This window comes from Paludibacillus litoralis, assembly GCF_037646705.1.
GTDB classification, from domain to species: Bacteria; Pseudomonadota; Alphaproteobacteria; order Rhodobacterales; family Rhodobacteraceae; genus Pikeienuella; species Pikeienuella litoralis.
Genome location: NZ_JBBHER010000008.1, coordinates 134,404 through 161,306, shown reverse-complemented (window position 1 = coordinate 161,306; position 26,903 = coordinate 134,404). Strand labels below are relative to the sequence as shown.

Below are 26,903 nucleotides of genomic sequence, written 5' to 3'. Positions count from 1 at the left end.
TAGTCATGATCTAGTAAAGCGATAGTGAGATATCGCTGACCTGAAGGAGCAACGTAAATGTCCCGCCTGACCAGAGCCTGCTTCGCCGCCTGCGCCTTTGCGGCCGGCTTCGGCCTTCCGGGCGCCGCCGCCGCCGAGCAGACGGTCGTGATCGGCGTGCAGCAGGAGCCGACGACGCTCGACCCCACGGCGGACGCCACCGCCTCGATCGACGGCATGATGACGCAAAACGTTTTCGAATCGCTCACCACGGTTCTCGAATCGGGGGAGCCGGCTCCGGGATTGGCCGAGCGTTGGACGATTTCCGACGATGGGCTGACCTACACCTTTCATCTGGTGAAGGGCGCCACCTTCCATGACGGTTCGGCCTTCGACGCGGAGGATGTGAAATTCTCCTTCGAGCGGGCGATGGCGGAGGACAGCGTCAATCCGACCAAGAGCTTCTTCAAGCCGATCGCGGCGGTGACGGTGATCGACCCCGCGACGGTCGAGATCAAGCTTTCGGAGAAGGACGCCTTCTTCCTCTTCAACATGGCGCAGGGGGACGCCTCGATCGTCGCCCCGGAGACGGCGGCTACGAACAAGACCGACCCCGTCGGCACCGGCCCGTTCAAGTTCGAGTCATGGAAGCGGGGGGACCGGCTCATCCTCGCCAGGAACGAAGCGTATCGGCGCGCCGACGAGGTTGCGTTGGACAGGGTGGAGTTTCGCTTCATCTCCGAGCCCGCCGCCGCCAGCGCCGCGCTGCTCGCGGAGGAGCTGGACGCCTTTCCCGGCTTTCCCGCGCCCGAGCTTTTGCCGCAATTCGAGGCCGATCCCCGCTTCAATGTCGTGGTCGGGAGCACCGAGGGCGAGGTGATCCTCGCGATCAACAATTCGAAGCCGCCCTTCGACGATATCCGCGTTCGCCGCGCCATCAACTACGCGCTCAATCGCGACGAGATCATCGAGGGCGCGATGTATGGCCGCGCGACCCCGATCGGCAGCTTTTATCCGCCGCACGGCCCCGCCTATGTCGACCTGACCGGCGCCTATCCGCATGATGTCGAGAAGGCGAAGGCGCTCTTCAAGGAGGCCGGCGTCGAGGGGATGACGATGACGCTCCGCACGCCGCCCTATCCATACGCCATGCGTTCGGCGGAGATCATCCAGGCCGAACTGACCGCGGCCGGGATCGACGCCAGGGTCGAGAATGTCGAATGGGGCTTCTGGCTGGACGAGGTCTACAAGAAGAAGAACTACGATCTGACCGTCATCGCCCACACCGGCGCGAACGACATGGTCAACTTCACGCGCGGCAAGGGCTATTTCTACGGGTATGAGGACCCGGCGTTCGACGCGCTCTGGAACCGTATCCGCACCGAAGCGGATCCGGCCGCGCGCGGCGAGCTTTTGAAGGAGGCGCAGCGCCACCTGTCGGAGAACGCGGTCCACGGCTTCCTGTTCCAGTTGCCACGGCTTGGCGTCTACCGCACCGGCCTGGAAGGCTTCTGGACCTCGTCCCCGGTGCTTTTTCAACCGATGGCCGGCGTTCACTGGACGAAATGACCATGAAAGGCGGCGGGCGCGCCGGCGCTCGCCGCATCGGTTGACGCGATGGGCTTTTTCATCCTCCGCCGGAGCGTCGGCTTCGTTCTGACGCTGTTCGCGGTTTCGGTCGTTGTTTTCGCGGTGATGAACGTCCTGCCGGGCGATCCCGCGTTGACGATCCTCGGGCTCGACTCGACGGAAGACGCGCGGGCGGCGCTCCGGGCGGAGCTCGGCCTGGATGCGCCCGTGCTCGAGCGGTATTTCGAATGGATCTCCGGCGCGGTTCGGGGCGATTTCGGCGAGAGCTATTCCTACGGCGTCCCGGTGTCGGGGCTGATCGCGGAGCGCCTGCCGGTGACGCTTTCGCTCGCGGTCTCGGGCATGACGCTGACGGTGGTCGTCGCGCTGACGATGGGCGTCGCCGCCGCGACCTATCACCGGCGGGCGGGAGACTGGGGCGTGATGCTGCTCAGCCAGATCGGCGTCGCGATCCCCGCGTTCTGGCTCTCGCTTCTTCTGGTGCTGCTCTTCGCGGTGAAGCTCCGCTGGCTGCCGCCGGGCGGTTTCCCCGGCTGGGGCGAGCCGGTGGCGGCGCTTCGCTCGCTGATCCTGCCGACCATCGCGCTCGGCCTTGTGCAGGCGGCGGTGCTGGCGCGCGTCACCCGGTCCTCCGCGCTGGAGGTGATGCGGCTCGATTTTGTTCGCACCGCGCGGGCGAGCGGCCTTTCGCGCCGCCGGGTTCTCTGGCGGCACGTTCTGCCGAATGCGCTGGTGCCGATCGTCACCATCGTCGGGATGCAGTTCGCGAGCGTGGTCACCGGCGCGATCGTGATCGAGAATGTCTTCTACCTTCCCGGGCTGGGGCGGCTGATCTTTCAGGCGATCTCCAACCGGGATCTCTTCACGGTTCAGGCGCTGGTGATGATGTTCGCGGGCATCGTCGTCACCGCGAATTTCCTTGTCGATATCGCCTATGTGCTGATCGACCCGCGGCTGAAGGCGCGCGAGACATGAGGCGCGCGCCGCTTCCCGCCAATCTGCTGATCGGCTCGGTTCTGATCGCGCTGATCGTCGGCGCGGCGCTGCTCTCCACGATCTGGACGCCGCATCCGTACGCGGTGCTCGATGTCAGCCGGAAGTTTCAGGGGCCGAGCGCGGCGCATTGGCTCGGCGCGGATCAACTCGGCCGCGATGTCGTCTCGCAGCTCATGGTCGCCGCGGGCAATTCGATGGCGGTCGCGCTGATCGCGGTCGGTCTCGGCGCGTCGATCGGCTCCGCGCTCGGCCTCCTCGCGAGCGCCATCGGCGGCTGGGTCGAGGATCTGGTCATGCGGTTCTCGGATCTCAGCTTCGCGTTTCCGGCGCTGCTCTTCGCGATCATGCTGGCGGCGGTGTTCGGGCCTTCGCTGCAGAATGTCGTGCTCGCGATCGCCTTCATCAACATCCCGATCTTCGCGCGCGTCGCCCGCGGCTCCGCCAACCAGGTCTGGACGCGTGAATACGTCTTCGCGGCGCGCGCGGCGGGCATGGGCGCCTTCGCCATCTCCCGCGATCATATCCTGCCGAACATCGCCGCGCCGTTGATCGTGCAGGCGACGATCGAATTCGCGGTCGCGATTCTCGCGGAGGCGGCGCTGTCCTATCTCGGGCTCGGCGCGCAGCCGCCGTCGCCCTCCTGGGGGCGGATGCTGTCGGAGGCGCAGACGCTGCTCTATCTGGCTCCGCAACTGGCGATCTATCCCGGGCTCTGCATCGTCGCGGCGGTGCTTGGCTTCGGGCTCCTCGGCGACGGGCTGCGGGATGTCACCGATCCTCGTCTGGCGCGGCGGCGGGCGTGATCGAAGTTGAGAACCTCTCCGTTCTGATCGGGCCGGCGAAAGCGGTTCGCGGCGCGAATCTCGTCATTCGCCCGGGCGACCGGATCGGCGTCGTCGGCGAATCCGGCTGCGGGAAGTCCATGCTCGCGCTGGCGCTGATGGGGATGACGCCGGACGTGGCGACGGTGGAGGGCTCGCTTCGCATCGACGGGCGCGAGATGGCGGGCGCCGCCGAGAGCGACTGGCGCCGGCTCCGCGCCCGCAAGATCGCGATGGTGTTTCAGGAGCCGATGGCCGCGCTCAACCCCTTGCGCCGGATCGGCGACACGGTGATGGAGCCGCTGATCCTGCATGAAGGCCTCACCCGTGCCGCCGCGCGCGCGCGCGCGCTGGCGCTTTTCGAAGAGGTCGGCATCCCGGAGCCGGACGCCCGGCTCCGACAATTCCCGCACGAGATTTCCGGCGGCCAGCGCCAGCGCGTCCTGATCGCGCTCGCTCTCGCATGCGCGCCGGATCTGTTGATCGCGGATGAGCCGACCACGGCGCTGGACGCCAATGTCGCGTTGCGGATCATCGAGCTGCTGGTGCGGCTGGCGGAGGACAGGCGGATGGCGCTGCTGTTCATCAGCCATGATCTCTCCGCGGTCAGCCGGGCGACCCGCGATATCCTCGTGATGTATGGCGGCGATATCGTCGAGCGCGGGGCGACGGCGGCGGTGCTGGACCAGCCCGCGCATCCCTATACGCAGGGGTTGCTCTCGGCCCGGCCGCGAATCGCGCAGGCCCTCGGCGCGCGCCGGCGGCTGAAGACGATACCGGGGAGCGTGCCGTCTCTCTCCGAGCTCGCGCCGGGGTGCCGCTTCTCCGGCCGCTGCGAGGTGGAGGTGGCGATCTGCGCGCGGGCCAGGCCGGCGATGACCGCGACGGGCGGCGGCGGCTCGGCGGCCTGCCATCTTCTGAGGCCGAAGGGATGAGCGCGCCGCTGCTTCAGGTTCAGAACGTGACGCGGCGCTATCGTCTGCCGCGGCGGTCGATCTTGAGCGCGCCGCCGGTCCTGACGGCGGTGGAGGATGCGAGCTTCGATCTCGCGCGCGGGGAGACGCTCGGCGTCGTCGGCGAGAGCGGGTCGGGAAAATCGACCCTGGCGCGGATGGTGATGGCGTTCGAGCGCCCCGACGAGGGCCGCGTTCTTTTTGGCGGCGAGGATGTCAACGCCGCGCCGCGCCGCGCGCTTCGCCTCCTTCGGCGGCGGTTCCAGATGGTGTTTCAGGATCCGTTCGGCTCTCTCGATCCGCGCCGCGCCGTCGGCTGGTCGATCGGGGAGCCGCTTCGGGCGGGCGGCGCGGATGACATTCCCAAGAGGGTGGATCAGGCGTTGCGCCAGGTCGGGCTTCGCCCGCGCGACGGCGCGGCCTATCCGCATGAGTTCTCGGGCGGACAGCGCCAGCGTATCGCCATCGCGCGCGCGATCGTCACGCGGCCGGAGCTTCTGGTGGCGGATGAGGCGGTCTCGGCGCTCGATGTTTCGGTGCAGGCGCAGATTCTCAATCTGCTCATGGATATTCAGGCGGAGCTCGGGCTCGCGATCCTGTTCATCAGCCATGATCTGGCGGTCGTGGCCAGTCTTTGCGACGAGATCATCGTCATGCGGTCGGGCCGGATCCTTGAGGCCGGCCCGGCGCGGGAGGTGCTGACGCGCCCGCGCCATGACTACACGCGGGCGCTTATCGCTGCCTCCGACCGGTGAGCCGGAATGCGTGAGCGGGGGCGCCGCCCCGCGCCGCCTTCATGTCACGCCGCGCGCGCCTTTCGCGCCTTCCACGCGCGGAACAGCATCAGGCAAGGGGGAATGAGCCAGAGCGAGAGAGTGGTGACGCCGAGAGTCGCCGCGATCGGGCGGGAGAAAAACCCGAGCAGGTCGCCATCGGTGATGATCATGGACGACATGAAATTGTCCTCCAGCATGTGCCCGAGCACGATCCCGAGGATCGCCGGCGCGACGGGGATGCCGTTCCCCTCCATGATAAAGGCGAGGATGCCGAAGACCAGCATCACGGTGATCCCGAAGGCGGTGTTGTTGATGGCGAAGGAGCCGACGATGCAGAACATCAGGATCACCGGCATCAGCACATTCTGCGGAACCTTCAGGATCTGCCGGGACATCCGGATCGCGATGAAGCCGAGCGGCAGGAGCGCGATATTGGCGACGAAGAACGACATGAAGACCGCGTAGATGAGCTCCGGGCTGTTGACGAAGACCATCGGCCCCGGATTCAGGCCCTTCATGTAGAGAACCCCGATGACGATCGCGGTGATCGAGTCGCCGGGGATTCCGAACACCGTGGCCGGCACCCATGCGCCGGCGAGCGCGGCGTTGTTGGAGGAGCCCGCGTCGACCAGCCCTTCGGGATGCCCGGAGCCGAATTTTTCCGGCTCCTTGGAAAACCGTTTCGAGAGGGCGAAGGAGATCCACGCGGCGATGTCGCCCCCGGCCCCCGGCAGGATGCCGACGACCGCGCCGATCAGGCTGCCGCGGCCGATATTCAGCTTGTAGCGATAGAGGATCGGCCCGAGCCCGCGGAAAATGTTTCCCATCGCCTTCTGCGGCGGGCGCGGAAGCGGGGAGGTCGCGGTGAAATAGCGGAGGATTTCGGAGATCGCGAACATCCCGATCATCGCCGGGATGAAGCTCACCCCGCCCAGCAGTTCGACATTGCCAAACGTGAAGCGTGGGTAGCCGGCGGTGATGTCGAGGCCGATCGTCGCCACGAAAAGACCGATCAGGAGCGAGACAAAGCCCTTCAGGGTCGAGCCCGAGGAGATCACGACGCCGCAAGAGAGGCCGAGGCAGGCGAGCCAGAAATACTCGAACGAAGAAAACTGGAGCGCGAATTCGGCGAGCATCGGCGCGGTGAACGCGAGAACGATCGACCCGGTCAACCCGCCGATAACCGCGCAAACGAGCAGAATCCCGAGCGCGCGCTCGGCGTGCCCTTTCCGCGTCATCGCGTAGGATTCCTCGCAATAGGCGGCTGAGGCGGGCGTGCCGGGGATGCGAAGCAGCGCCCCCGGAATGTCGCCCGCGAAGATCGCCATGGCGACGGCGGTGACGATCATCGCGATGGCGGGGACCGGGTCCATGAAGAAGGTGAAGGGGATCAGAAGCGCCGTCGCCATCGTCGCGGTGAGCCCGGGCATGGCGCCCACGAAGAGGCCGAAGATCGCGGCCAGCAGCATGACCCCCATCGTGTACGGTTCGGTGATGAGCTCGAGCGCCTTGAAAATGGCGTCCATGGCGGATCTCCTACCAGGCGATGGGGAGCAGAACCCCCCAGGGAAGCGGCACCAGAAGCACCTTTGCGAACAGCGTGTGAATGATCAGCGTCGTCGCTATCGCGACGGTGACGCTGACGGCCGCGCCGGCGCGAAGCCGGAGCATCAGCACGGTCAGGAGCAGCATCGACATCGGGATGAAGCCGACCGGATCCGAGAGCAGGATATAGGCGATGACGCCCAGAATCAGCAGGCAGAGATTGAACACCATCCGCCGGTCTTTCGCCCACGGGCCGAGAGAGGCGAGCGTCTCTCCCCGGTTGACGAGCCCGCGCCCGATCAGCGCGACGCCGCAGATGATGAAGCCGGCCCCGATCACGATCGGAAAGAGGTCCGGCCCGAAATTCTGACCGTGAAGCGATGGGAAGGTCGTCGTATAGGCGATCTCGGCGATCGCGAAAACGATCAGGAAAGCGCCGATAACAGCGTCGTTCAAACGCATATGAAATGTATCCGTATCTGGATCAGGCTCAGTCGCCGGGCGAAGATGCGGTCGCCTCCTCGCCCGGAGCCGTCATTATTTCGCCAGGCCGACCGCGGCCATGACCTTGCCGAGCGACTCGTCGCTCTCCGCCATGAACGTGCCGGCGTCGTCGCCGGACGCCCAGATCATGCCGTAGCCGCGGCTGTTCATGAAGTCCTTGAACTGATCGGAGTTATAGGCCTTCTCCAACGCCGCCGTCAGCTTCTCGGAGACGTCGGCAGGCAGGCCCTTCGGGCCGGCGATGCCGCGCCAGGCGCCCATCTTCCAGTCAAGGCCCGTGACCTCCTTCAGCGTCGGGATGTCAGGATACGCGGCGAGCGATTCATCGGCCATGATCGCGAGCGAGCGCACCTTGCCGGCGCTCATCAGGGATTCCGCTTCGGGCAGCGAGCAGGGCACGATGTCGATGGTGCCGGCGGCCATGGATTGCAGGCCGGCCGCGGCGCCTTCCGACGGCACCCACGGAACGGCGTCGGGCGCGATGCCCGAAGATTCCAGAAGCCCCGCGATCGCCAGATGCCAGATCCCGCCCTGGCCCGTCCCGGACGCCTTGTGCTTGCCCGGTTCGGCCTTCACCGCGGCCAGAACGTCATCGACCGATTGCCATGGCGAATCGGCGCGCACCTGAATGCCCGCAGGATCGAAATTGTAGATGACGAGCGGCGTGTAATCCTCGCTCGTCAGCTCGGTGATGCCCGACCAGTGCATCATGCCGATCTCGACGGTCAGAACGCCGATCGTGTAGCCGTCCGGCTTCGCGTTCGCGATCGCCGAATGGCCGACGACGCCGCTGCCGCCGGTGCGGTTGACCACGTTGACCGGCTGGCCGAGATCTTCCTCGAGCAACTGGCCCAAAATGCGCCCGGTGGCGTCGGTTCCGCCGCCGGCGCCCCAGGGCACGATCAGCGTGATCGGGCGGTCGGGATATTCCGCTTGCGCGGGAAATGCGGCGACGGCGGCGAGGCCACCCAAGGCCAGCGCGGCGACGGCGCCAAGGCCGTGTCGATATAACATCAGATTCTCCTAATCAGGCGTTTCCCCGAGCCCGCGACGCCTCTTGATGGGCTGTCGGGCGGTGTCGCTTTATAAAGCGAACCTGATGATGTGGCAGCTTCGCCATCGTTGCAAGCGCCGGATTACGGCCGCCCCGGATGAAATCGACGGAGCGGATCGGGTGGGGAAGCCGCAGCCTCCCCACCCGGAGCCGTCACTCTTTCGTCATGCCGACCGCGGCCATGACCTTGCCGAGAGTGGCGTCGCTGTCCGCCATCCACTTGGCGGCGTCGTCGCCGGCAGCCCAGGCCAGGCCGAAGCCGCGGTTGCTCATGAACTCCCGGAACTCGCCGGAGTTGTAAACGCGCTCCAACGCCGGGATCAGCCGATCGACCACATCCTGCGGCATGTCTTTCGGGCCGGAAATGCTGCGCCAGCCGCCCATCGTCCAGTCGAGCCCGGTGGCCTCTTTCAGCGTCGGGATGTCGGGGAATTTCTCAAGACGTTCGGCGGACATGATCGCCAGCGAGCGCACCTTGCCGGCGCTGATCAGCGATTCCGCCTCCGGGAGGGAGCAGGGCACGATATCGACCCCGCCCGAGACCAGCGACTGAAGGCCGGGCGCCGCGCCCTGCGACGGAACCCAGGGGGCCGCGTCCGGGGCGATGTCGGCGGATTCCAGCAGGCCGGCCATCGCCAGATGCCAGATGCCGCCCTGACCGACGCCGGATGCCTTGTGCGCGCCCGGATCCGCCTTCACCGCGTCGAGAACGTCCTGCGCGGTTTTCCAGGGCGAATCTTCGCGCACCTGCAGCCCCGCGGGATCGAAGTTGTAAACGACGAGCGGCGTGTAATCCTCGCTGGTCAGCTCGGTCAGACCGGTCCAGTGCATCATGCCGATCTCGACCGTCACGACGCCGATCGTGTAGCCGTCCGGCTTCGCGTTCGCGATCGCCGAATGGCCGACGACGCCGCTGCCGCCGGTGCGGTTGACGACATTGACCGGCTGGCCGAGATCCTCTTCGAGGAGGGCGGCGATCATGCGTCCGGTGGCGTCGGTTCCGCCGCCTGCGCCCCATGGAACGATCAGCGTGATCGGGCGCTCGGGGTATTCCGCTTGCGCGGGGAAGGCGGCGACGGCGGCGAGCCCGCCAAGAGCCAGCGCGGCGACCGCGCCAAAGCGGTGTCGTTTCAGCATGAAAGTCCTCCAGACAAGGTGTTTCCCTCTTGCTCCCGGCGCCTTGCTCCCGGGTGGGGAGCCAATTCGCTCTATCGAAGCTGATTGATGATGTATCAGTCCCCCTGTCGTTACAAGCGCGTTCGGGCGTCATTTTTCGCCGGATCGGACAGCCGAAGCGCGAACCCGGACCCGCCGGCGGCGGGCGTCGGCGGGTTGAAGAACCCGGCTTGCGCCTTGCCGAGCGGGGAGCCGGCCAGGCCGAAGGCCGGCGACGGCCCTCATGTCGTCGGCGCCCGGTTCGCCATGCGCATCGGACCGGCGCGTGGCGCGCGCCCGACATAAGTAGGCATTGGAATAGCATATTAGTAAGTGTCTGCGATGTTGCAGAAATACGCGTCTCCCACGCTCCAGAACTAGCGCCTCAGGGCCGGAATTCGATCGGCTGGAATCGAAAAAAGAACACCGGATCTACATGATGCGGTTGCATATATTCATCTGATATATAATAGATCGATCAGCTGAGCGGCGTCTTCAGCCGCATGCGACAGGGAGAAATGATGTGAACATCTCAGGCTTGGCGGGCGCTGCTGCGCTTGCGTTCTCGATCTGCGCTGCGGGCGCCGTTGGCGCGGAGGAGCAGAAAACTCACGAATTCACCATGGCCACGAGCTGGGTCGGCGGGCCGATCATGGAGATCGGCGCACAAGGGTTCGCCGACGCCGTGAGAGAGCTCTCCGACGGCCGGATCCAGATCGAGGTTTTCCCCGCCGGCACGCTCGGGCCGGGGCTCAAGGTCTCCGAGACCGTGCAGAACGGCATCGCCGATATGGGCCATCTCTGGTCCGGCTATGACTGGGGCGGCGACCCGACCGCGGTTCTCTTCGGCGGCTACGCCGGCTCCTTCGACGCGGAGCGGATGCTGCACTGGCTCTACCGCGGGGGCGGGGTCGAGCTGTGGGAGGAATGGCGCAAGGAGCAGTTCAACCTCGTCGCCATGCCGGTGTTCATCCGGACGGCGGAGGTCTTTCTCCATTCGCGCAAACCCGTGCGCACGCTGGAGGATCTTCAGGGCCTGAAGCTCCGCACCGCGGGCGCCTGGCTCGAAATGGCCAAGACGCTTGGCGCGGCGCCGGTGACGATGCCGGGCGGCGACGTGTACACCGCGCTGGAGCGCGGCGCGATCGACGCCACCGAATGGGGCACGCTCTGGGAAGATCAGGCCCCCGGCTTTCATCAGGTCACGAAATACGTGATCATTCCCGGCGTTCATCAGCCGACCGCGCCGATGGAGCTGGTTGTCAATCCGGACGTCTGGGCGGAGCTTTCCGAGCGCGATCAGCAACTGATCCGGGACGCCGCGTTCATGACCACGATCAACGCTTGGCTGACGGTGGGTCAGGAAGACGCGAAATCCATCGATTTCTACAAATCGCACGGCAACGAGATCATCGAGCTCGATCCGGAGGTGCAGTATCAGGCGCGCGAGATCGGCCTCGAATGGGCCGAGGGCATCGCCAAGGACAACGCCTGGTTCAAGAAGGTGTTCGAAAGCCAGAAGGAATTCACCGACCTCTGGAAGGACGCTGAAAAATACCGCAACGTGAAAGTCCGCGAAGTCGAGTGACCAGATGACACTCCGGATCATTCGCTGGATCGAGATCCTGACCGAGACGGTCGGGGGGATGGCGGCGCTGCTCGTCGTCCCCCTCGTTCTGGCGACATGCTGGGAGGTCTTCGCCCGCTACGTGCTCGGCGCGCCCACGATCTGGGCGTTCGAGCTCGGCTACATGCTCATGGGCGTGCATTTCCTGCTCGGCGGGGCGATCACGCTCAAGCGGCAGGTGCATGTCCGCATCGACCTGATCTATGCGCGCCTCACGTCGCGGCGGCGCGCGTGGATCGACCTTATCCTCTACTCCTGCCTCATACTTCCCGCCGTCTTTCTGCTCTGCGTCCGGTTCTGGGAGTATACTGCGCACGCCTATGAAATCGGCGAGCTTTCGGGACAGTCCGCATGGAACCCGCCGATCTGGCCGTTCCGCGCGGTCATCGTCTTCAGCTTCATCGTGCTTGGGCTGCAGGTGCTGGCCGAATGCCTCAAATGCGTCAAGGCGATCCGCCATCACGTAACTTATCCGGACACCTGAGCCATGGAAGCATTCCTGATGTTCCCGGCGCTTTTTGCGCTGATTTTCGCCGGGTTCCCTGTGGCGTTCGCGCTTCTCGGGGTGGGGTTCGTGTTCGGGATCTACGCCTTCGGCGACGCCGCCTTCTTCCAGTTCACCCAGAAGATCGAGGACGTCGCCTCCAATTTCGTGCTCGCGGCGGTGCCGCTTTTCGTCTTCATGGGCTCGATGCTGGAGCGCTCCGGCATCGCCGAGCAGCTTTTCAACGCGGTCCATCTCTGGACCAAACGTCTTCCCGGCGGGCTGGCGGTCGGCACGATCGTGATGTGCATCATCTTCGCCGCCTCCACCGGCGTGATCGGCGCGACCGAGACCGTCGTCGGGTTGTTGGCGATCCCGCCGATGATGCGCTACGCCTATCCCAATTCCCTGATATCGGGGACGATCTGCGCCGGCGGCTCTCTCGGCACGATCATTCCGCCTTCGGTCGTGGTCGTGATCATGGGGCCGATCGCGAACGTCTCCATCGGCTCGCTGATGGTGGCGATGATCCTGCCCGGGCTGATCCTCGCCTTGCTCTACATCGTCTATGTCATCGTCGCCTGCCTGATCACGCCGCCGGCTGGCATTGAGGACGAGCCGGACGAGCCGAGCTTCGGCGAGAAGGTGGTCATCACCATCAAGGCGCTCTGGCCGCCGATGTTCATGATCTTCGCGGTTCTCGGGTCGATCATGCTCGGATGGGCCGCTCCGACGGAAGCCGCCGCGCTTGGCGCGATGGGCGCGTTCCTGCTGACGATCATCTACGGCAAGTTCTCGTTCCAGACCCTCTGGGAGGCGTTGATGAAGACGCTGGTCATCACCTCGATGATCATGTTCATCCTGCTGGCGGGAAGCATCTTCACCGGAGTCTATGTCGGCAATGGCGGCATGAAGGTGATGCGTGATGCGATCAATCTGCTCGATGTCGGCTACTGGGGGCTTCTCGCGATCTTCCTCGGGCTCGTGTTCATCGCCGGGTTCTTCCTCGAATGGATCTCGATCCTGCTGATCTTTCTGCCGATCTTCATGCCTTTCGTGTTGGCGGCCGGGATGGACCCGGTGTGGTTCTGCATGCTGGTCCTGATCATGATCCAGACCAGCTATCTCACGCCGCCGATGGCGCCGGCGATCTTCTATCTGAAGGGAGTCGCGCCGCCCGAGATTCAGCTTCGGCAGATGTACGCCGGCGTGACGCCCTTCATCATCATCCAGATCATCGGGCTCGTGCTCGTCGCCAGCTTCCCGGACATTGCGCTCTGGCTTCCGGCGCAGGTCCTGAGCATGAGATAGCGCCCGCGCGCGCTGCGCCCTCCGGCGCATGGCGCCGCCTCAAGGCCCTGGCTGTCGATCGGGATTGGCCGCTGAAACGGGCGCGGCGCGCGCCGCTCCGCCGGCGCGCTTGGCTGGCCGCCGGGCTTCGGTCAGATCGTCGCCCGCGCGAATTCCTCTATATAGTCGATCAACTGGTCGGAGGCGGCGGCCGAGGCGGCCTCGTCGCCATTGGCGACCTCTTCGGCGACGCGTTTGTGCAGCCGGGCGCAGCGCGGCAGGTCCAGGACGTTCTGATAGTGCCGATACCAGAAGCGGCGGGACAACCCGTGAACCAGCTGCATCGCCCCCGCCGCGAAGTCGTTGCGGCTCGCCTCGACGAGCAGGCTGTTGAAGCGCTGATCGAGCCGCATGAAGCCGATATCATCCTCGTTCGCGGCGACAATCTCCAGCGCCGCGGCGATCTCGCGGAATTCGTCGCGCTCATCCGCGCTGGCGCGCTTCGCCGCCTTCCGCGCGATGAGCCGCTCCACCTCGCGCCGGACCTCCAGCAGTTTCAGATGCTCGCCGATATTGATCTTCGTGATCATCACGCCGCGACGCGGCATGATGACGACCATTCCCTCATGGGCGAGCCTCTGAAGGGCCTCGCGCACCGGGGTCCGGCCGATGCCGATCCGCTGCGCAAGCGCGGCCTCCGAAAGAACCTCCCCCGGCTTCAACCGCAGGGTGACGATCTGTTCCTCGAGATGACGATACGCGCGCTCGGTCAGCGACGCGCCGCGCTCACCCGCCGCCGCATCCGAGGAAAGCGCCTCCTCAGTTCGCTCCAGCCTTTGGTCCATCCGCCAGTCGCCTTTCTTCGCGCGATCACACTCCGCCGCCGCGCAGAAGCGGAGTGGCCAGGGAACGGATCAGCGCCCGCGCGCGTCTTTCTTGACCTCTGGGAAAAGCCATAGCGCGAAACACATGAAGGCGCCGAGTCCGAAAAGCAACGCCGGCGACGCGGTCATCCCGATCAGGTCGCGGAAGAACCAGGCGGCGATGGTGGCGATGACGACCATCGCCGTGAGCATGATCTTGATCTTCGGTGGCATGGATTCGTCCTCCTAGCGGGTGAAGGGTGAGGGGAGAAGCAGCAACAGAACGACGGCGAGCGCGGCGATCAGGACAAGCCCTGCGCGAGATTCGCGCAGCCACGCCGGGATCGGCTGCACGGCCGCGGGCGCGGCGAGAAAGGCGAGGCCCGCCGTGATCACCGCCACCGTCCAGGGCAGCTTCGTCGCCGTGAAGATGAGCTCGCCGATCAGCGCGACGAGCGCGAGCGCCGCGGCGTAAACCGCCGCCCCGCCGGCGAACCCCTTGCCGCCTTCCGGTCCCGCCGCGCGCGGCAGGAACGCGCCGACCAGAACCGCTCCAGCCGTCGAGATGAAAGCCGCGCCGGCGAAAATCGCCAGCAACAAAAGATCGAGATCGGCCAACGGGGACATGCGCCGCTCCAAGCTTGCATCAGATATCTATCTGATATATTAGTAAGCCAGATCGGAGAGCCAGACAAGACCAAGATGGAGATCGCCCGAATGCCCGACGAAAAAAGATATTGCGGCGACCGCACGATCGACGGCACCGTCGTTACTGTCGATGGCGCGCCGCTCGACGCGCGCTTCGACATCAAGACGTTCACCGATCACGGCTTCGAGTGGGGGTATGAGGGCGACGGCCCAAGCCAGCTCGCGCTCGCCATTCTCGCGGACCATCTCGGCGACGGCGCCGCGGCGCTGGCCGAAGTTGACGCCTTCATGCGCCGCGTCGTCGCCAATTTCGGCAACGAGTGGGAGATGACGAGCGCGGATGTCCGCACCGCGCTCGAGAACATTCACGCGGCGGTCTGAGCCGGCCGCAGAGACGTCAAGGAGGAACCCATGGAACTCACTGAAAGCCGGATGTCCGATCGGCAGCGCAAATACCGGGAGACTTACCGGGACCGGATCATCGGCTGGTACAATGGTTGGCTGCACATCCTCGTCATCTACCTGATCGGCGCGGCCGCGATGGTGATTTACATCCAGAGCATGGAGAACGTGCGCTGGTATGAGTTCCTGATCATTCCGGTGGTGTTCATCGGCGCGAATTATTTCGAGTGGTTCCTTCACACCTACGTCATGCACCGCCCGCAGAAGAACCGCGCGCTCCGCGCGATCTACACGCGGCATACGCTGATGCATCACCAGTTCTTCACTGATGACGAGATGCGCTTCGCCGATGCGCATGACTGGCGCGTGACCGTCTTCCCGCCTTATGCGCTGGTGACGTTCATGTTCATGTCGATCCCGATCGCGCTGGTCGCGGGGTTCCTCTTCACCGCCAATGTCGGCTGGCTGGTCATGGCCACGACGACGGCGCTCTACCTCAACTACGAGTTCATGCATTTCTGCTGTCATGTGAACGAGAACTGGTTCGTCCGGAACACGCCGTTCATCAACACCATCCGCCGCCATCACACCGCGCATCACAATCAGTCGCTGATGATGGAATGGAACATGAATCTCACCTTCCCGATCATGGACTGGCTCTTCGGCACCACCGATCTGGATCGCGGGCTGATCGGCCATCTCTTCAACGGCTACAGCACCAAGCATCTCAAGAAGAACATGCGAAAGACCGCGCGGACGCCCGACGGGCGCCTTCATGGCGGCGAAGCGACGATCGCCGCCGAATAAGCGTGGCGGATCACGAATGACCGATCGCCGGCGGCCCAGCGTCGCCGGCGTTCTTTTGCGGAACAGGAGGAGCCAAATTGGCCGTCGAGAAGAAGAAGCGGACGATCCAGGACATCAGGGACTCGAAAACGTCCGGCGAGAAGATGGTGTATACGTCGGTTCCCGATTACACATCGGCGCAATGGGCCGAGGCGGCCGGGGTCGATGTCGTCGTCGTCGGCGACAGTCTCGCCATGATCGCGCATGGGCACGCAAACACGATCCCTGCGACGATGGACATGATGGTGATGCATGCGCAATCCGTGCGCCGCGGCGCGCCGAACACGTTCTCGCTCGGCTGCATGCCGTATCAGAGCTACAACACCGTCGACCGCGCGCTGACCAACGCGACCCGCTTCATGCAGGACGCCGGCTGCGACGCGGTGAAGCCGCAGGGCGGCCGAAGCCAGCAGGACATCCTGAAAGCGCTGGTCGCGGCGGGCATCCCGACCGCATCCCATATCGGCATGGCGCCGCACCGGGTCGCGATGTATGGCGGATTCAAGATCCAGGGCCGGACGGCGGAGACGGCGATGGAGATCCTCGAAGACGCGTTCGCGATTCAGGACGCCGGCTGTTTCATGCTCGAGTTCGAGGCGGTGCCGGCGCCGATCGCGCGGCTCATCTCCGAGCAACTCGAGATCCCGACCATCGGCATCGGCGCCGGCGCCGGCACGGATGGGCAGATCCTGCTGAGCTATGATCTCCTCGGGGTCTTCACCGATTTCAAACCCAAATTCACCAAACGCTTCGCAAACCTCACCGAAGTCGCCGTCGGCGGGTTGAAGCAATATGTCGAAGAGGTGAAATCGGGCGCGTTCCCCGACGACGCTCACAGCTACACGGCGAAGCCGGAAGTGGTCGAGCAATTCCGCGACATGATCGAGAAGCGCCGCCAGGTCTGATCCGGGAGAGAGGGCGGGCGCGGCGTTCCGGCGCCCGTCGCGGCGGTCATGAGGCCGCCGCGCGGCGATGGTCCCGATGCGGCGCGCAAATCGAGTTGGCGCGGATCGGCGGATGTTCGCGGAGGGCGGCCAGCGGCTGGAGGATCGGCTGTCGGTCGGGTTTCGTCAGTTGCAGGTCTTTTGCAGAACGAGAAACGTCATCATCGCCATTGGCGGGATCGACGCCATTTCGACGATCTTGAGGTTTGGCTGGCCGAGAACCGCGCTGATGTCGAAATCGGAGTGCCATCCCAGAACATTCGCGAACGGGGCCGAAAGCCGCTCGATCATGGCCAGAAAGCCGCTTTGGCGCGAGAAGTGGTTGGTGATCACGATCCGGCCGCCGGGCTTGCAGACCCGCGCCATCTCGGCGACCACACGCTCCGGCTCCGGCACCACCGAGACGATATGCATCGCGGCGACCGTATCGAATGCGTCATCCGGGAATGAGAGCTGCCGCGCGTCCATCTGATCGAGGCCCTTGATCTGTCTCAGGCCAAGATCGCGCACCTTTTCGCGCGCCTTCTTGAGCATGTCATCGCTGAAATCGATGCCGATGACATGGAGGTCCGGACGATAGTGTGGAAGAGCCAGTCCGGTGCCGACGCCGACCTCCAGAACCTTGGCGCCCTCCTGGCCATTGATGTACCCCACCGCCTTGCGTCGGCCGGCATTGGTCACCGCCCCGAAGGTCTTGTCATAGATCGGCGCCCAGCGGGCGTAGGAGGCTTTGACGGCGTTGATATCCAAAACGGTATCCTCTTCAATTCCCAGTTTTGCGCACTGTCCGGGAAGCCCAGAAGAGGCCCGCGACGTAGGCGACGGTGAGGACGACGAGCGTCGCCCAGAGGTAGGTGAGCAACGCCGACGCCAGGAGAGCCGCTCCTAATACCCAGAACTTTGCATTCTCGCGATAGATCGAGAGATTCTTGAAGGAATATGTGGGGACGCGACTTATCATCAAGAGTCCGATAGCCAAGATGTAGCCGGCGATGAAGGCCGGCGGAATCACGAACATGTCGGAAAACAGAAAAGACACATACATCGGCAACATGGCAAGTATGGCCCCGGCCGGCGACGGCACCCCCACAAAGAAGGCGTTGCTTTTCTCCGTCTCGCGCTTGCTGCTGACATTGAACCGGGCGAGGCGCAGCACGCAGCAGACCGCGTAGCCCAGCACGGCGATCCAACCCGCGCGCGTGAAATCCTGCAGGGCCCAGGCATGTATGATCAGCCCCGGCGCCACTCCGAAATTGAGAAAATCGGCCAGCGAATCCAGTTCCGCGCCGACCGAGCTTTGGCAGCGCAGCAGCCGCGCGAGGCGCCCGTCGATCCCGTCAAGCACGCCGGCCAGAAGAACCAGCCGGACCGCTCTCTCGAAGTCGCCCTGAAAGCCGAAGCGGATCGCCGTCAGCCCTGCGCAGATCGCGGCGATCGTCAGCAGATTGGGCAGAAGATGAACGATCGGCAGGACGTTGGTCTTCTCAGGCAAGCGCTTGACCATGTCTTCAGTCTGTCCAGGTCGGGCGGGCGGCTTCGTCCGACGCAAGATCGGCCAGGACCGTTTCCCCCGCAATCATGGTTTGGCCCGGACTGACGAGAGGCGTCACGCCGTCGGGCAGATAGACGTCCAGGCGCGAGCCGAACCGGATCAGGCCGAATCTCTCGCCGGTTCGAACTTCCTGCCCTTCCCTGACGAAACACATGATGCGGCGCGCGACGAGGCCGGCGATCTGCACCACCGCGATCTGGCGTCCGTCGGGCGTCTCGATGCACAGGCTGTTGCGTTCGTTATCCTCGCTCGCCTTGTCGAGCGACGCATTGAAGAACTTGCCGGGACGATAGGCGATCGCCGTGACCTTCCCGCCGCTCGGCGCCCGGTTCACATGGCAGTTGAAGACGTTCATGAAAACGCTGACCCGGGTCAAAGCCTGGTCCGACATGCCAAGCTCGGGCGGCGGCGCGGCTTTCTCGATCAGCGAGACGACGCCGTCGGCCGGGCTGACGATCAATCCGTCGCGCAGAGGGGAGACACGCGCCGGATCCCGAAAGAAATAGTAGCACCAGACGGTTAATCCGACTGCGATCCAGCCCAGGATTGACGAAACGAGGAATAATCCAAGGGCCGCGGCGGCAAATAACCCGACGAAGCGCCAGCCCTCGGGGTGCATGGGCTTTAGAAAGGTGTCCCGCATCCGCATCGCGTGTCGCTTTCCGTTCAAGGATAGCCGCCTCCTACCCTGAAGTCATATCATCCACAACGCGATTTTATCACGTCGGGCGCGAACGGCGGTCGATTTTCGCTCACGGGCGGGGCGCCGGTCAGGACCGGGGTCGCCGCTTCGGCGTGAAAGGCGCCCATGAAGACGCCCGCATTCACATGGCCGTTCGCCGCTCCGTCACCCGCCGACGCTGGACGATGGAGCCTGAGACCGTCATCAACGTTCCGATCGATCAAACGCTGGGGCGGCGCGCCCAGTCCGACATGGCTACTCCGGGGCTTCCGCCCAGTCGGCCAGTTTCGCGAGGAAGGCGTCGCAGGCGTCGAGTTGGGCGGTTTCGACATATTCGTCGGGCTTGTGCGCCTGGGCGATCGAGCCGGGGCCGCAGATCACGGTCGGCACGGCCAGCATTTCGTCGAACCGCCCGCCTTCGGTTCCGAAGGCGACCTTGCCGTGGTCGTTGCTTCCGGCGAAGCGCTTGGCCAGCGTCGTGATCTCGGCGCCGGGGGCGGTGTCGAGGCCCGGAAACTGCGCATAGACGTCGATCTCGATCCCGGTTTCGGGGGCGATCCGGCGCATCTGCGGCTCAAGCACGGTCGTCGCGTAGGCGCGCAGCTCTTCGACCAGGGCGTCGGCGTCCTCGGCGGGCAACACGCGGAACTCGCAATCGAAATGGCAGAGATCGGGGACGATGTTCAGCGCGGCGCCGCCCGCGACGATGCCGGTGTGGGCGGTGCTGTAGGGCACGTCGTAGGCCGCGTCGCGCCCGCCGGATGTCGCGAGGCGCTGTCCGATCTCGCGGATCTTCACGATCATCAGGGCGGCGTAATCGATCGCGTTGACCCCTTGGGGGGCCAGCGACGAATGACAGCTGAGCCCGCGCACGGTCACGCGCATGGACCGTTTGCCCTTGTGGCCGATCATCACCTTCATCAGCGTGGGCTCTCCGACGATGCAGAAGGCGGGGCGAACGGGCTCGACCTGAAGCGCCTTCAGAAGGCCGATGACGCCGACGCAGCCGACCTCTTCATCATAGGAGAACGCCAGATGCACGGGGTGGGTCAGATCGCGCGCCGCCAGACCCGGAACCGCAGCCAGCGCGCAGGCGAGAAAGCCCTTCATGTCGCATGACCCGCGCCCATAGAGACGCCCGTCGCGGGGCTCAAGGGAGAACGGGTCGCTGCTCCAGTCCTGTCCGTCGACGGGCACGGTGTCGGTATGCCCGGACAGAATGACGCCGGGCTTGTCGGCGGGGCCGATCGTGGCCCAGAGGCTCGCCTTCTGGTTTGTCGCATCCGGGACCCGGCGGCTGGCGACGCCATGGGACGACAGATACGCCTCGACATACTCGATCAGGGGCAGGTTCGAGTTTCGGCTGGTGGTGTCGAAGGCGACCAGATCCGCAAGGAGTTCTCTACTTGTTGGGGTGGGCATGGGGAGCCTTTCGCATCTGCGCTTAAGGGATCGTCGGATACGCCGCCCGGTCCAGGCTGGCGCGTGTCAGTTCGATGAAGGCAAGCGTCGCGGCCGAGGGCGCGCGGCTCGACGGCAGCAGGAAATTGGTGCTGTAGCCGATTTCGGGCAGGAAGGGGCGCACGGCCACGTCGCGGCCGACCTGGTGGATGATGGGAAACGGATTCACCAACGAGACGCCCAGACCTTCGCGCACAAACTCCAACGCCGAGACGTTGGTCGCCGTCTCGATCACGATCCGGCGGGACACGTCGGCGCGCTCGAACAGGCGGTCGATGGTGACGCGGCTGGAATGGCGGCGCGTCAGGGCGATGAAATCCTCGCCTTCCAGATCCTCGGCGCGGATGACGTCCCGCGCCGCCAGGTGATGCGCGGCGGGCACGAGACAAATCGCCTGGGTCGAGAGCAGCGGCTCGAAGTGGATGCCGTCGTGCGTTGGGGTCGAATCGGTCAGCCCGACGTCGAACCGGCATTCGGCCACGCCCGTCACCAGGCTGTCGCTGGCGATGACCTCGAAGCTGATCGTGAGCTTGGGGTTGCGCCGCCTCAGCGCCGCGATCCGTCTGGGGAGAAAGCGGTGCGCGATGGTCGGGGGCGCCACGATGGCCAGAGCGCCCTGATGGGCCCGGCGGGGCGCGTCCGCATGGTTGGCGATCTGGTCCAGCGTGGCGAAAACCGGGGCCAGCTGTTCGTTGATCGACAGCGCCTCGACGGTGGCGACCAGACGGCCGCCCGAACGCGTGAACAGGGAGAACCCCAGCCGCTCCTCAAGCCGCGCCAGGCGGCGGCTGACGGCGGATTGAGAAATGCCCAGCACGCGCGCCGCGCTGACCGCGGTGCCGACACGCACGAGAGCCTGAAGGACTTCCAGTTCGCGCAGGGTGATCCCGGACCTGCGGTCCTGAATGTCGTCGCCGATGTCGAAACGCCCCATTGTCCCCGACCAGACCGCGCCCGCGATTCAACCGATCGTTTCAGGCCCGCAACGCGGTCCTGCGACCCCCCAAGACGAACCTATGACCTAATCGCATAGAAATTCGAGATTGACATTTGATTATCTCATAATAGCGTGAATGCCAAGCTGAATTCCATCGGCGGCGGTCCGCGCCGGGGCGGAAAATCGAAACGACAAAATCGAAAATCAAAGCGACAGCTACCAACAGGAAGGACTGAACAGTGAGAGCATCAACACTGCCGATCATCGCGGGGATCGTCGCGATCGGCGTCGCGCCGGCCTTCGCCCAGGAGCTCACCATCGGGGTCAAGTCCGAACCGACGTCGATGGACCCGCAGTTTCATCAGCTGTCGTCGAACATTCAGGTCCACAAGAACGTGTTCGAGGCGCTGACGAAGCAGGACGCCGTTCAGAAGGTCAGCCCCGGCTTGGCCAGCGAATGGGAGGCGCTGGACGATCTCACCTGGCGCTTCAAGCTGCAGGACGGCGTGAAGTTCCATAATGGCGCCGCCTTCACCGCGCGGGATGTGATCTATTCCTTCTGCCGGGTGCCGCTGGTCGAAAATTCACCGTCCGCCTTCACCATCTACACCGGCACCATCGCCGACATGACCGCCGAGGACGACCACTCGCTTATCATCAAGACGACCAGCACCAACCCGCTTCTGCCGGCCGAGCTTTGGAGCCTGGCGATCGTTTCGGCCGACGCGCTGGGAGCCGAGGACGAGGTCACATACCGGCCCGACGGCGCCTGCGAGGGGATGGGCGATGTGCCCCAGGCGCCGGCGTTCAACTCGCCCGACGTGGCGGTGGGAACCGGGCCCTACAAGCTGGACGCCTACACCCGCGGCGCGGAACTGGTGCTGACCCGAAACGATGAGTACTGGGGCGGGACGCCAGACTGGGCGCGCGTCGTGATGCGGCCCATCACCAGCGAAGGCCCCCGGGTCGCGGCGCTGCTGGCCGGCGACATCGACATGATCGAATCGCCGCCCATCCAGGACATTCCGCGCATCGAAGGGGCCGGGTTCAAGATCGTCGACGCGCTGTCGAACCGGATCATCTATCTCGCCATGCGCCAGGAAGAGGGCGCGCCGAGCATTTCGGGAACCGACGGGAAGAACCCGCTGATGGACAAGCGCGTCCGCGAGGCGATCTCGCTGGCGATCAACCGCGAGGCCATCGCCGATCGGATCATGGGCGGCTTCGCGCAGCCCGCCGGCGAGCTGCTGCCGCCGCCGATGTTCGGCACCTCGAGCCGCCCGGTGGACGCCTATGACCCGGATCGCGCCAAGGCGCTGCTGGCCGAGGCGGGCTATCCCGACGGGTTCACCATCACCCTCGGCACGCCGAACGACCGCTACATCAACGACGAGCAGGTCGCCCAGGCGGTGGCCCAGATGATGGCGCGGATCGGCATCACGATGAATGTCGACGCCACCACCGCCAGCCAGTTCTTCTCGCGCCGCAACGCGCTTGATTTCCCGATCTACATGGCGGGCTGGGGCGCGGCCTCGGGCGAGATGTCGTCGCCGCTGAAATCGCTGGTCGCGACCTATAACGCCGACACCGGGATGGGGCCGACGAACGCGGGGCGCTATTCCAACCCGGAGATGGACAAGGTGCTGCTGAAGGCGATGTCGACCATCAACGACGATGAGCGCGACAGCCTGCTGCAACAGGCGGAGACGATGGTCCTGGACGATTACGGCATACTTCCGCTGCACTTCGAACAGACCGTCTGGGCGATGAAGGCCGATCTGGACTACGAGCCGCGCGTCGATCAGTACACGATGGCGTCCGAAGTGAAGCCGGCCAAGTGAGCCTGACCTTCGGCGCCCGCGGTTCGCGGGCGCCGACCTCTTTTTTCCGATGCGGCCACACGGGGAGACCGGAATGACCGTCTATCTCGTCCGGCGCTTTGGTCAGAGCCTTCTCGCGGTCGCCGCGATGGCGGTGCTCGTCTTCGTGGGCGTCTATTTCATCGGCAACCCGGTCGACGTGCTGATCAATCCCGAAGCGACGCAGGCGCAGATCCTCGCCACGACCGAACGGATGGGGCTCGACAAGCCGCTCTATCAACAATTCGGCATCTTCATCTGGAATGTGCTGCACGGCGATCTCGGCACCTCTTTCGTCTACGGGCGCCCTGCGCTCGATATCATTCTCGAACGGCTGCCCGCGACGATGGAGCTGGCCATGGTCGCGCTGGTCCTGTCGGTCGGCCTCGGCGTCCCTCTGGGGGTCTGGGCCGGGCTGCGGCCCCACAGCATCGCGGGCAAGACCATCATGGGCGGGTCGATCCTGGGGTTTTCACTGCCGAATTTCTGGCAGGGGATGCTGTTGATCCTGGTTTTCGCCGTCCTGCTGGGATGGCTGCCCGCGGGTGGGCGCGGCCAGACGACCGAGATTCTGGGCATGCATGTCAGCTTTCTGACGCTTGACGGGCTCTCGCATCTGATTTTGCCGGCGATCAATCTGGCGCTTTTCAAGATGTCGCTGATCATCCGCCTCGCCCGCGCCAACACGCGCGAAGTCTGCCTCCAGGATTACGTCAAATTCGCCCGCGCCAAGGGGCTTTCGGGCCGGCGCGTGGTGCTGGTGCATGTGCTCAAGAACATCATGATCCCGGTCGTGACGATCATCGGCCTTGAACTGGGCTCGATGGTGGCTTTCGCGATCGTGACCGAGACGGTCTTCGCCTGGCCCGGAATGGGCAAGCTGCTGATCGATTCGATCAACCTTCTCGACCGGCCCGTGATCGTGGCCTACCTGATGCTGACCGTCCTGATAATCGTCGCGATCAACCTGCTGGTCGATGTGATCTATTCGCTGCTCGACCCCCGGATCCGGCTTTCGGAGATGAAGGGATGACCGACGTCGCCGCCAACGCGCCGCTGCGCATCGATGGTTTCTTCAAACGGGTCGCCAAGGAGTTCGTCGAGGACCCCGTCGCAATCGGCGGGCTGGTTCTGTTCATTCTGATCGCGGTGATCGCCGTCGCGGCGCCGTGGATCGCGCCGCAGAACCCCTATGACCTGGCGCAACTCGACATCATGGATGGCGGCCTGCCGCCCGGCGAGGTCAGCTTCGGAACCGGCCAGACCTATTGGCTGGGCACCGACCAGCAGGGCCGCGACATGGCTTCGGCGATCATGTACGGCCTGCGCATCAGCCTCCTGGTGGCGTCGGTGTCACTGGGCCTGGCCATCACGATCGGCACCGTGGTCGGCGTGACGGCGGCCTATTTCGGCGGGCGGCTCGATTCCTTCATCATGCGGATTGTCGATCTGCAGCTCTCCTTCCCGGCGATCCTGATCGCGCTGATCCTGCTGGCGCTGCTGGGCCGCGGGGTCGACAAGGTGATCCTGGCGCTGGTGATCGTGCAATGGGCCTATTACGCGCGCACCGTCCGCAGCTCCGCCATCGTCGAGCGGCGCAAGGATTACATCGAGGCCGCGCGCTGCCTGGCGTTGTCGAACCGGCGCATCATGTTCCGCCATCTGCTCCCCAATTGCGTGCCGCCGCTCATCGTGGTCGCGACGGTGCAGATCGCGCAGGCCATCGCGCTGGAGGCGACGCTGTCCTTTCTCGGCGTCGGCGTTCCGATCACCGAACCGTCGCTGGGGCTGCTGATCGCCAACGGCTACGATTTCCTGCTGTCGGGCCGCTACTGGATCAGCCTGTTTCCCGGCATCGCGCTGGTGATCACGATCATCGCCATCAATCTGGTCGGCGACCGGCTGCGCGACGTTCTCAATCCGCGGCTCTCTTCATGACCAGACTTCTCGAAATTCGCGATCTGCAAACGCATTTTTTCACCCGCGACGGCGTCGCCAAGGCGGTCGACGGGGTCAGCCTGTCGCTGGATCGGGGCGAGATTCTGGGCCTTGTCGGGGAATCCGGATCGGGCAAGTCGGTCACCGGGTTTTCGATTCTCGGGCTTGTCGATTCGCCGGGCCGGGTGGTTTCGGGGCAGATCCTGTTCAACGGCGCGGACCTGGTCGCGGGCGGCGAACAGGTGCTGCGCCCGCTGCGGGGCAAGCGCATCGCGATGATCTTTCAGGATCCGATGATGACCCTGAACCCCGTGCTCCGGATCGACACCCAGATGATCGAGACCGTCCGCGCGCATGAAGACGTATCGCGCGCCGCGGCGCTGGAGCGGTCGCGCGAGGCCCTGGCCGCGGTCGGGATCTCGTCGCCGGGCGAACGGCTGGAAAGCTATCCGCACCAGTTTTCGGGCGGGATGCGGCAGCGGGTGGCCATCGCAATCGCGCTTCTGCACAAGCCGGATCTGATCATCGCGGACGAGCCGACCACCGCGCTCGATGTCACCATACAGGCGCAGATCCTGTCCGAAGTGCAGACGCTTTGCGCGGAATCGGGCACCGCGCTGATCTGGATCACCCATGATCTCGCCGTCGTGTCGGGCCTGGCCGACCGTCTCGCCGTGATGTACGCCGGCCGCATCATCGAAGAAGGCGCGACGGCGCAGGTGATCGCCCGGCCGATGCATCCCTACACCAGAGGCCTGATCGAGAGCGTCCCCCAGGGCAAGCGCCACGGGGCTCTCCTGACTCAGATCAAGGGAATGACGCCGTCATTGCTGAATCTGCCCTCCGGCTGCAAGTTCAGGCCGCGCTGTCCGCGCGCCGACGACGCCTGCCTGACGGAGCCGTCGCTCGACGCGCAGAGCGCGGACCATCGGGTCCGCTGCGCGCATCCGCATCTTGAAAGCCGCCAGGGGGTTTCCGCCTCGTGACCACGCCACCGATCATCGAGATCGACAACGTCTCAAAACGCTTCGTCAAGGAGCTGGACATCGCCGAGCGGACCGCCCGCCGGCTGGGCTCCTCCATCCGGCCGCTGACGGTTCACGCCGTCGATGGCGTCAGCCTTGCGGTGAAAGGCGGGGAGGTGCTGGGCCTCGTCGGCGAATCCGGCTGCGGAAAATCCACTCTGGGCCGCATGGTGGCGGGGCTGCTTTCGACCACCGAGGGGCGCATTCTCTATCGCGGGCAGGACGTGGCCCGCCTGGAGGGGGCCGCCGCGCGCGAGGCCGCGCTGAGGATCCAGATGGTGTTTCAGGACCCGATGTCGTCGCTGAACCCCCGGCTTCAGGTGCGCGACATCGTCGGCGAGGCGCCGCGCGTGCACGGTATCGCGCCCCGGCGCGAAATGGCGGCCTATGTCGAGGAGCTTCTCGAACAGGTCGGCCTCGATCCGTCGATGGGCAAGCGGTATCCGCACCAGTTCTCGGGGGGGCAGCGCGCCCGCATCGGCATCGCCCGCGCGCTCGCCGTCAAGCCCGATTTTCTGGTTTGCGACGAATCCGTCGCCGCGCTCGATGTCTCGATCCAGGCGCAGGTTCTCAACCTCTTCGTGGGGCTGCGCGAGGCGTTCGATCTGACCTATCTTTTCATCAGTCATGATCTCGGCGTGGTCGAGCATATCTCGGACCGGATCGCCGTCATGTATCTCGGCCGCCTGGTCGAGTTGGGCGAGGCCGAGGATCTGATGGCCCGCCCGAACCATCCCTATACGCAGGCGCTGGTCGCCGAGATTCCGACATTCGAGACGGGAAAGCGGATCTATTCCGCCATCAAGGGCGAGATCCCCTCGCCGTTGCACCCGCCGACGGGCTGCCATTTCCATCCGCGCTGCCCGCACGCCCATGACCGCTGCCGCGTCGAGGCGCCCGCCCTGAAGGAAGTGGCGCCCGGGCGGCTCTCGGCGTGCCATCTGAATGACAGGGCCGGCTGACCCGACAACG

At 65.1% G+C, this 26,903-nt stretch carries 28 protein-coding genes; 16 read left to right on the top strand and 12 right to left on the bottom strand.

The annotated features are described in order from the left end of the window. The first annotated feature begins 57 nt into the window (after positions 1-57). Genes WG921_RS15170 through WG921_RS15150 form a run of 5 tightly spaced genes read left to right on the top strand, consistent with a single transcriptional unit; the run spans position 58 to position 5,094 of the window. A complete protein-coding gene (locus WG921_RS15170) occupies positions 58-1,548 on the top strand; it encodes an ABC transporter substrate-binding protein (protein WP_340110097.1) in 1,491 nt (496 codons plus the stop codon). A 48-nt stretch (positions 1,549-1,596) separates the two neighbouring features. Next, complete coding sequence (locus tag WG921_RS15165; RefSeq protein WP_340110096.1) at positions 1,597-2,544, top strand: ABC transporter permease; 948 nt, start codon at positions 1,597-1,599, stop codon at positions 2,542-2,544. Further along, the gene (locus WG921_RS15160; RefSeq protein WP_340110095.1) at positions 2,541-3,368 is read left to right on the top strand and encodes an ABC transporter permease; all 828 of its coding nucleotides are present in this window, start codon (positions 2,541-2,543) and stop codon (positions 3,366-3,368) included. The genes WG921_RS15165 and WG921_RS15160 overlap by 4 nt, the downstream gene beginning before the upstream one ends. After that, on the top strand, positions 3,365-4,321 hold the full coding sequence (locus WG921_RS15155) for an ABC transporter ATP-binding protein (RefSeq protein WP_340110094.1): 957 nt from the start codon (positions 3,365-3,367) through the stop codon (positions 4,319-4,321). Before WG921_RS15160 ends, WG921_RS15155 begins: the two co-directional genes overlap by 4 nt. Next, positions 4,318-5,094, top strand: coding sequence for an ATP-binding cassette domain-containing protein (locus tag WG921_RS15150; RefSeq protein WP_340110093.1), 777 nt, complete (start codon positions 4,318-4,320; stop codon positions 5,092-5,094). The genes WG921_RS15155 and WG921_RS15150 overlap by 4 nt, the downstream gene beginning before the upstream one ends. Positions 5,095-5,138: 44 nt before the next feature. Here the strand turns inward: WG921_RS15150 and WG921_RS15145 are convergent, their stop codons facing one another. From WG921_RS15145 to WG921_RS15130, 4 genes are all read right to left on the bottom strand, one after another. Next, positions 5,139-6,641: a tripartite tricarboxylate transporter permease gene (locus WG921_RS15145; RefSeq protein ID WP_340110092.1), complete on the bottom strand. Its 1,503-nt coding sequence runs from the start codon at positions 6,639-6,641 to the stop codon at positions 5,139-5,141. 10 nt (positions 6,642-6,651) lie between these two features. Further along, the gene (locus WG921_RS15140) at positions 6,652-7,122 is read right to left on the bottom strand and encodes a tripartite tricarboxylate transporter TctB family protein (protein ID WP_340110091.1); all 471 of its coding nucleotides are present in this window, start codon (positions 7,120-7,122) and stop codon (positions 6,652-6,654) included. Between the two features lie 75 nt (positions 7,123-7,197). Beyond that, positions 7,198-8,178 carry a tripartite tricarboxylate transporter substrate binding protein gene (locus WG921_RS15135; protein ID WP_340110090.1) on the bottom strand — a complete coding sequence of 327 codons (981 nt, stop codon included), beginning with the start codon at positions 8,176-8,178 and terminating at the stop codon, positions 7,198-7,200. A gap of 193 nt (positions 8,179-8,371) precedes the next feature. Further along, on the bottom strand, positions 8,372-9,355 hold the full coding sequence (locus WG921_RS15130) for a tripartite tricarboxylate transporter substrate binding protein (protein WP_340110089.1): 984 nt from the start codon (positions 9,353-9,355) through the stop codon (positions 8,372-8,374). 541 nt (positions 9,356-9,896) lie between these two features. On the opposite strand from WG921_RS15130, the gene dctP reads away from it, so the two are divergent. From dctP to WG921_RS15115, 3 genes are read left to right on the top strand one after another with little or no spacing between them, the layout of a single operon-like run. Next, positions 9,897-10,961, top strand: coding sequence for a TRAP transporter substrate-binding protein DctP (dctP, locus tag WG921_RS15125; protein WP_340110088.1), 1,065 nt, complete (start codon positions 9,897-9,899; stop codon positions 10,959-10,961). A gap of 4 nt (positions 10,962-10,965) precedes the next feature. Beyond that, positions 10,966-11,484 carry a TRAP transporter small permease subunit gene (locus tag WG921_RS15120; RefSeq protein ID WP_340110087.1) on the top strand — a complete coding sequence of 173 codons (519 nt, stop codon included), beginning with the start codon at positions 10,966-10,968 and terminating at the stop codon, positions 11,482-11,484. Positions 11,485-11,502: 18 nt separating this feature from the next. Further along, entirely contained in the window at positions 11,503-12,795 is a 1,293-nt protein-coding gene (locus tag WG921_RS15115) for a TRAP transporter large permease (protein ID WP_340110086.1), read from the top strand. A gap of 131 nt (positions 12,796-12,926) precedes the next feature. On the opposite strand, the gene WG921_RS15110 is transcribed toward WG921_RS15115, so the two are convergent. From WG921_RS15110 to WG921_RS15100, 3 genes are all read right to left on the bottom strand, one after another. Next, the gene (locus tag WG921_RS15110; protein ID WP_340110085.1) at positions 12,927-13,619 is read right to left on the bottom strand and encodes a GntR family transcriptional regulator; all 693 of its coding nucleotides are present in this window, start codon (positions 13,617-13,619) and stop codon (positions 12,927-12,929) included. Positions 13,620-13,688: 69 nt separating this feature from the next. Beyond that, positions 13,689-13,871 (bottom strand): hypothetical protein, encoded by a 183-nt coding sequence (locus tag WG921_RS15105; protein ID WP_340110084.1) that lies wholly within the window; start codon positions 13,869-13,871, stop codon positions 13,689-13,691. Positions 13,872-13,883: 12 nt separating this feature from the next. Continuing rightward, positions 13,884-14,264, bottom strand: coding sequence for a hypothetical protein (locus tag WG921_RS15100; protein WP_340110083.1), 381 nt, complete (start codon positions 14,262-14,264; stop codon positions 13,884-13,886). 90 nt (positions 14,265-14,354) lie between these two features. Between WG921_RS15100 and WG921_RS15095 the strand changes: the two genes are divergently transcribed. The 3 genes from WG921_RS15095 (at position 14,355) to panB (ending at position 16,438) form a co-directional block, all read left to right on the top strand. Further along, on the top strand, positions 14,355-14,666 hold the full coding sequence (locus tag WG921_RS15095) for a DUF6166 domain-containing protein (protein ID WP_340110082.1): 312 nt from the start codon (positions 14,355-14,357) through the stop codon (positions 14,664-14,666). Between the two features lie 30 nt (positions 14,667-14,696). Beyond that, positions 14,697-15,494: a sterol desaturase family protein gene (locus WG921_RS15090; RefSeq protein WP_340110081.1), complete on the top strand. Its 798-nt coding sequence runs from the start codon at positions 14,697-14,699 to the stop codon at positions 15,492-15,494. 77 nt (positions 15,495-15,571) lie between these two features. Continuing rightward, positions 15,572-16,438: a 3-methyl-2-oxobutanoate hydroxymethyltransferase gene (gene panB, locus WG921_RS15085; RefSeq protein WP_340110080.1), complete on the top strand. Its 867-nt coding sequence runs from the start codon at positions 15,572-15,574 to the stop codon at positions 16,436-16,438. 165 nt (positions 16,439-16,603) lie between these two features. Here panB and WG921_RS15080 read toward each other — a convergent pair whose 3' ends face one another. The 5 genes from WG921_RS15080 to WG921_RS15060 form a co-directional block, all read right to left on the bottom strand. After that, positions 16,604-17,227: a class I SAM-dependent methyltransferase gene (locus WG921_RS15080; protein WP_340110079.1), complete on the bottom strand. Its 624-nt coding sequence runs from the start codon at positions 17,225-17,227 to the stop codon at positions 16,604-16,606. Between the two features lie 13 nt (positions 17,228-17,240). After that, a complete protein-coding gene (gene pssA / locus WG921_RS15075) occupies positions 17,241-17,981 on the bottom strand; it encodes a CDP-diacylglycerol--serine O-phosphatidyltransferase (RefSeq protein ID WP_340110078.1) in 741 nt (246 codons plus the stop codon). A 4-nt stretch (positions 17,982-17,985) separates the two neighbouring features. Beyond that, entirely contained in the window at positions 17,986-18,699 is a 714-nt protein-coding gene (locus WG921_RS15070) for a phosphatidylserine decarboxylase (protein WP_340110077.1), read from the bottom strand. 267 nt (positions 18,700-18,966) lie between these two features. Further along, on the bottom strand, positions 18,967-20,133 hold the full coding sequence (gene argE, locus WG921_RS15065) for an acetylornithine deacetylase (protein ID WP_340110076.1): 1,167 nt from the start codon (positions 20,131-20,133) through the stop codon (positions 18,967-18,969). 22 nt (positions 20,134-20,155) lie between these two features. Beyond that, positions 20,156-21,106: a LysR substrate-binding domain-containing protein gene (locus WG921_RS15060; protein WP_340110075.1), complete on the bottom strand. Its 951-nt coding sequence runs from the start codon at positions 21,104-21,106 to the stop codon at positions 20,156-20,158. Positions 21,107-21,348: 242 nt separating this feature from the next. On the opposite strand from WG921_RS15060, the gene WG921_RS15055 reads away from it, so the two are divergent. The 5 genes from WG921_RS15055 to WG921_RS15035 all read left to right on the top strand — a co-directional run bounded on the left by WG921_RS15055 (position 21,349) and on the right by WG921_RS15035 (position 26,893). After that, positions 21,349-22,950 (top strand): ABC transporter substrate-binding protein, encoded by a 1,602-nt coding sequence (locus WG921_RS15055; RefSeq protein ID WP_340110074.1) that lies wholly within the window; start codon positions 21,349-21,351, stop codon positions 22,948-22,950. Between the two features lie 73 nt (positions 22,951-23,023). Next, positions 23,024-24,001 carry an ABC transporter permease gene (locus WG921_RS15050; protein ID WP_340110073.1) on the top strand — a complete coding sequence of 326 codons (978 nt, stop codon included), beginning with the start codon at positions 23,024-23,026 and terminating at the stop codon, positions 23,999-24,001. After that, a complete protein-coding gene (locus tag WG921_RS15045; protein ID WP_340110072.1) occupies positions 23,998-24,906 on the top strand; it encodes an ABC transporter permease in 909 nt (302 codons plus the stop codon). Before WG921_RS15050 ends, WG921_RS15045 begins: the two co-directional genes overlap by 4 nt. Continuing rightward, positions 24,903-25,892: an ABC transporter ATP-binding protein gene (locus WG921_RS15040; protein ID WP_340110071.1), complete on the top strand. Its 990-nt coding sequence runs from the start codon at positions 24,903-24,905 to the stop codon at positions 25,890-25,892. The genes WG921_RS15045 and WG921_RS15040 overlap by 4 nt, the downstream gene beginning before the upstream one ends. Beyond that, entirely contained in the window at positions 25,889-26,893 is a 1,005-nt protein-coding gene (locus WG921_RS15035) for an ABC transporter ATP-binding protein (RefSeq protein WP_340110070.1), read from the top strand. The genes WG921_RS15040 and WG921_RS15035 overlap by 4 nt, the downstream gene beginning before the upstream one ends. Positions 26,894-26,903 lie beyond the last annotated feature (10 nt).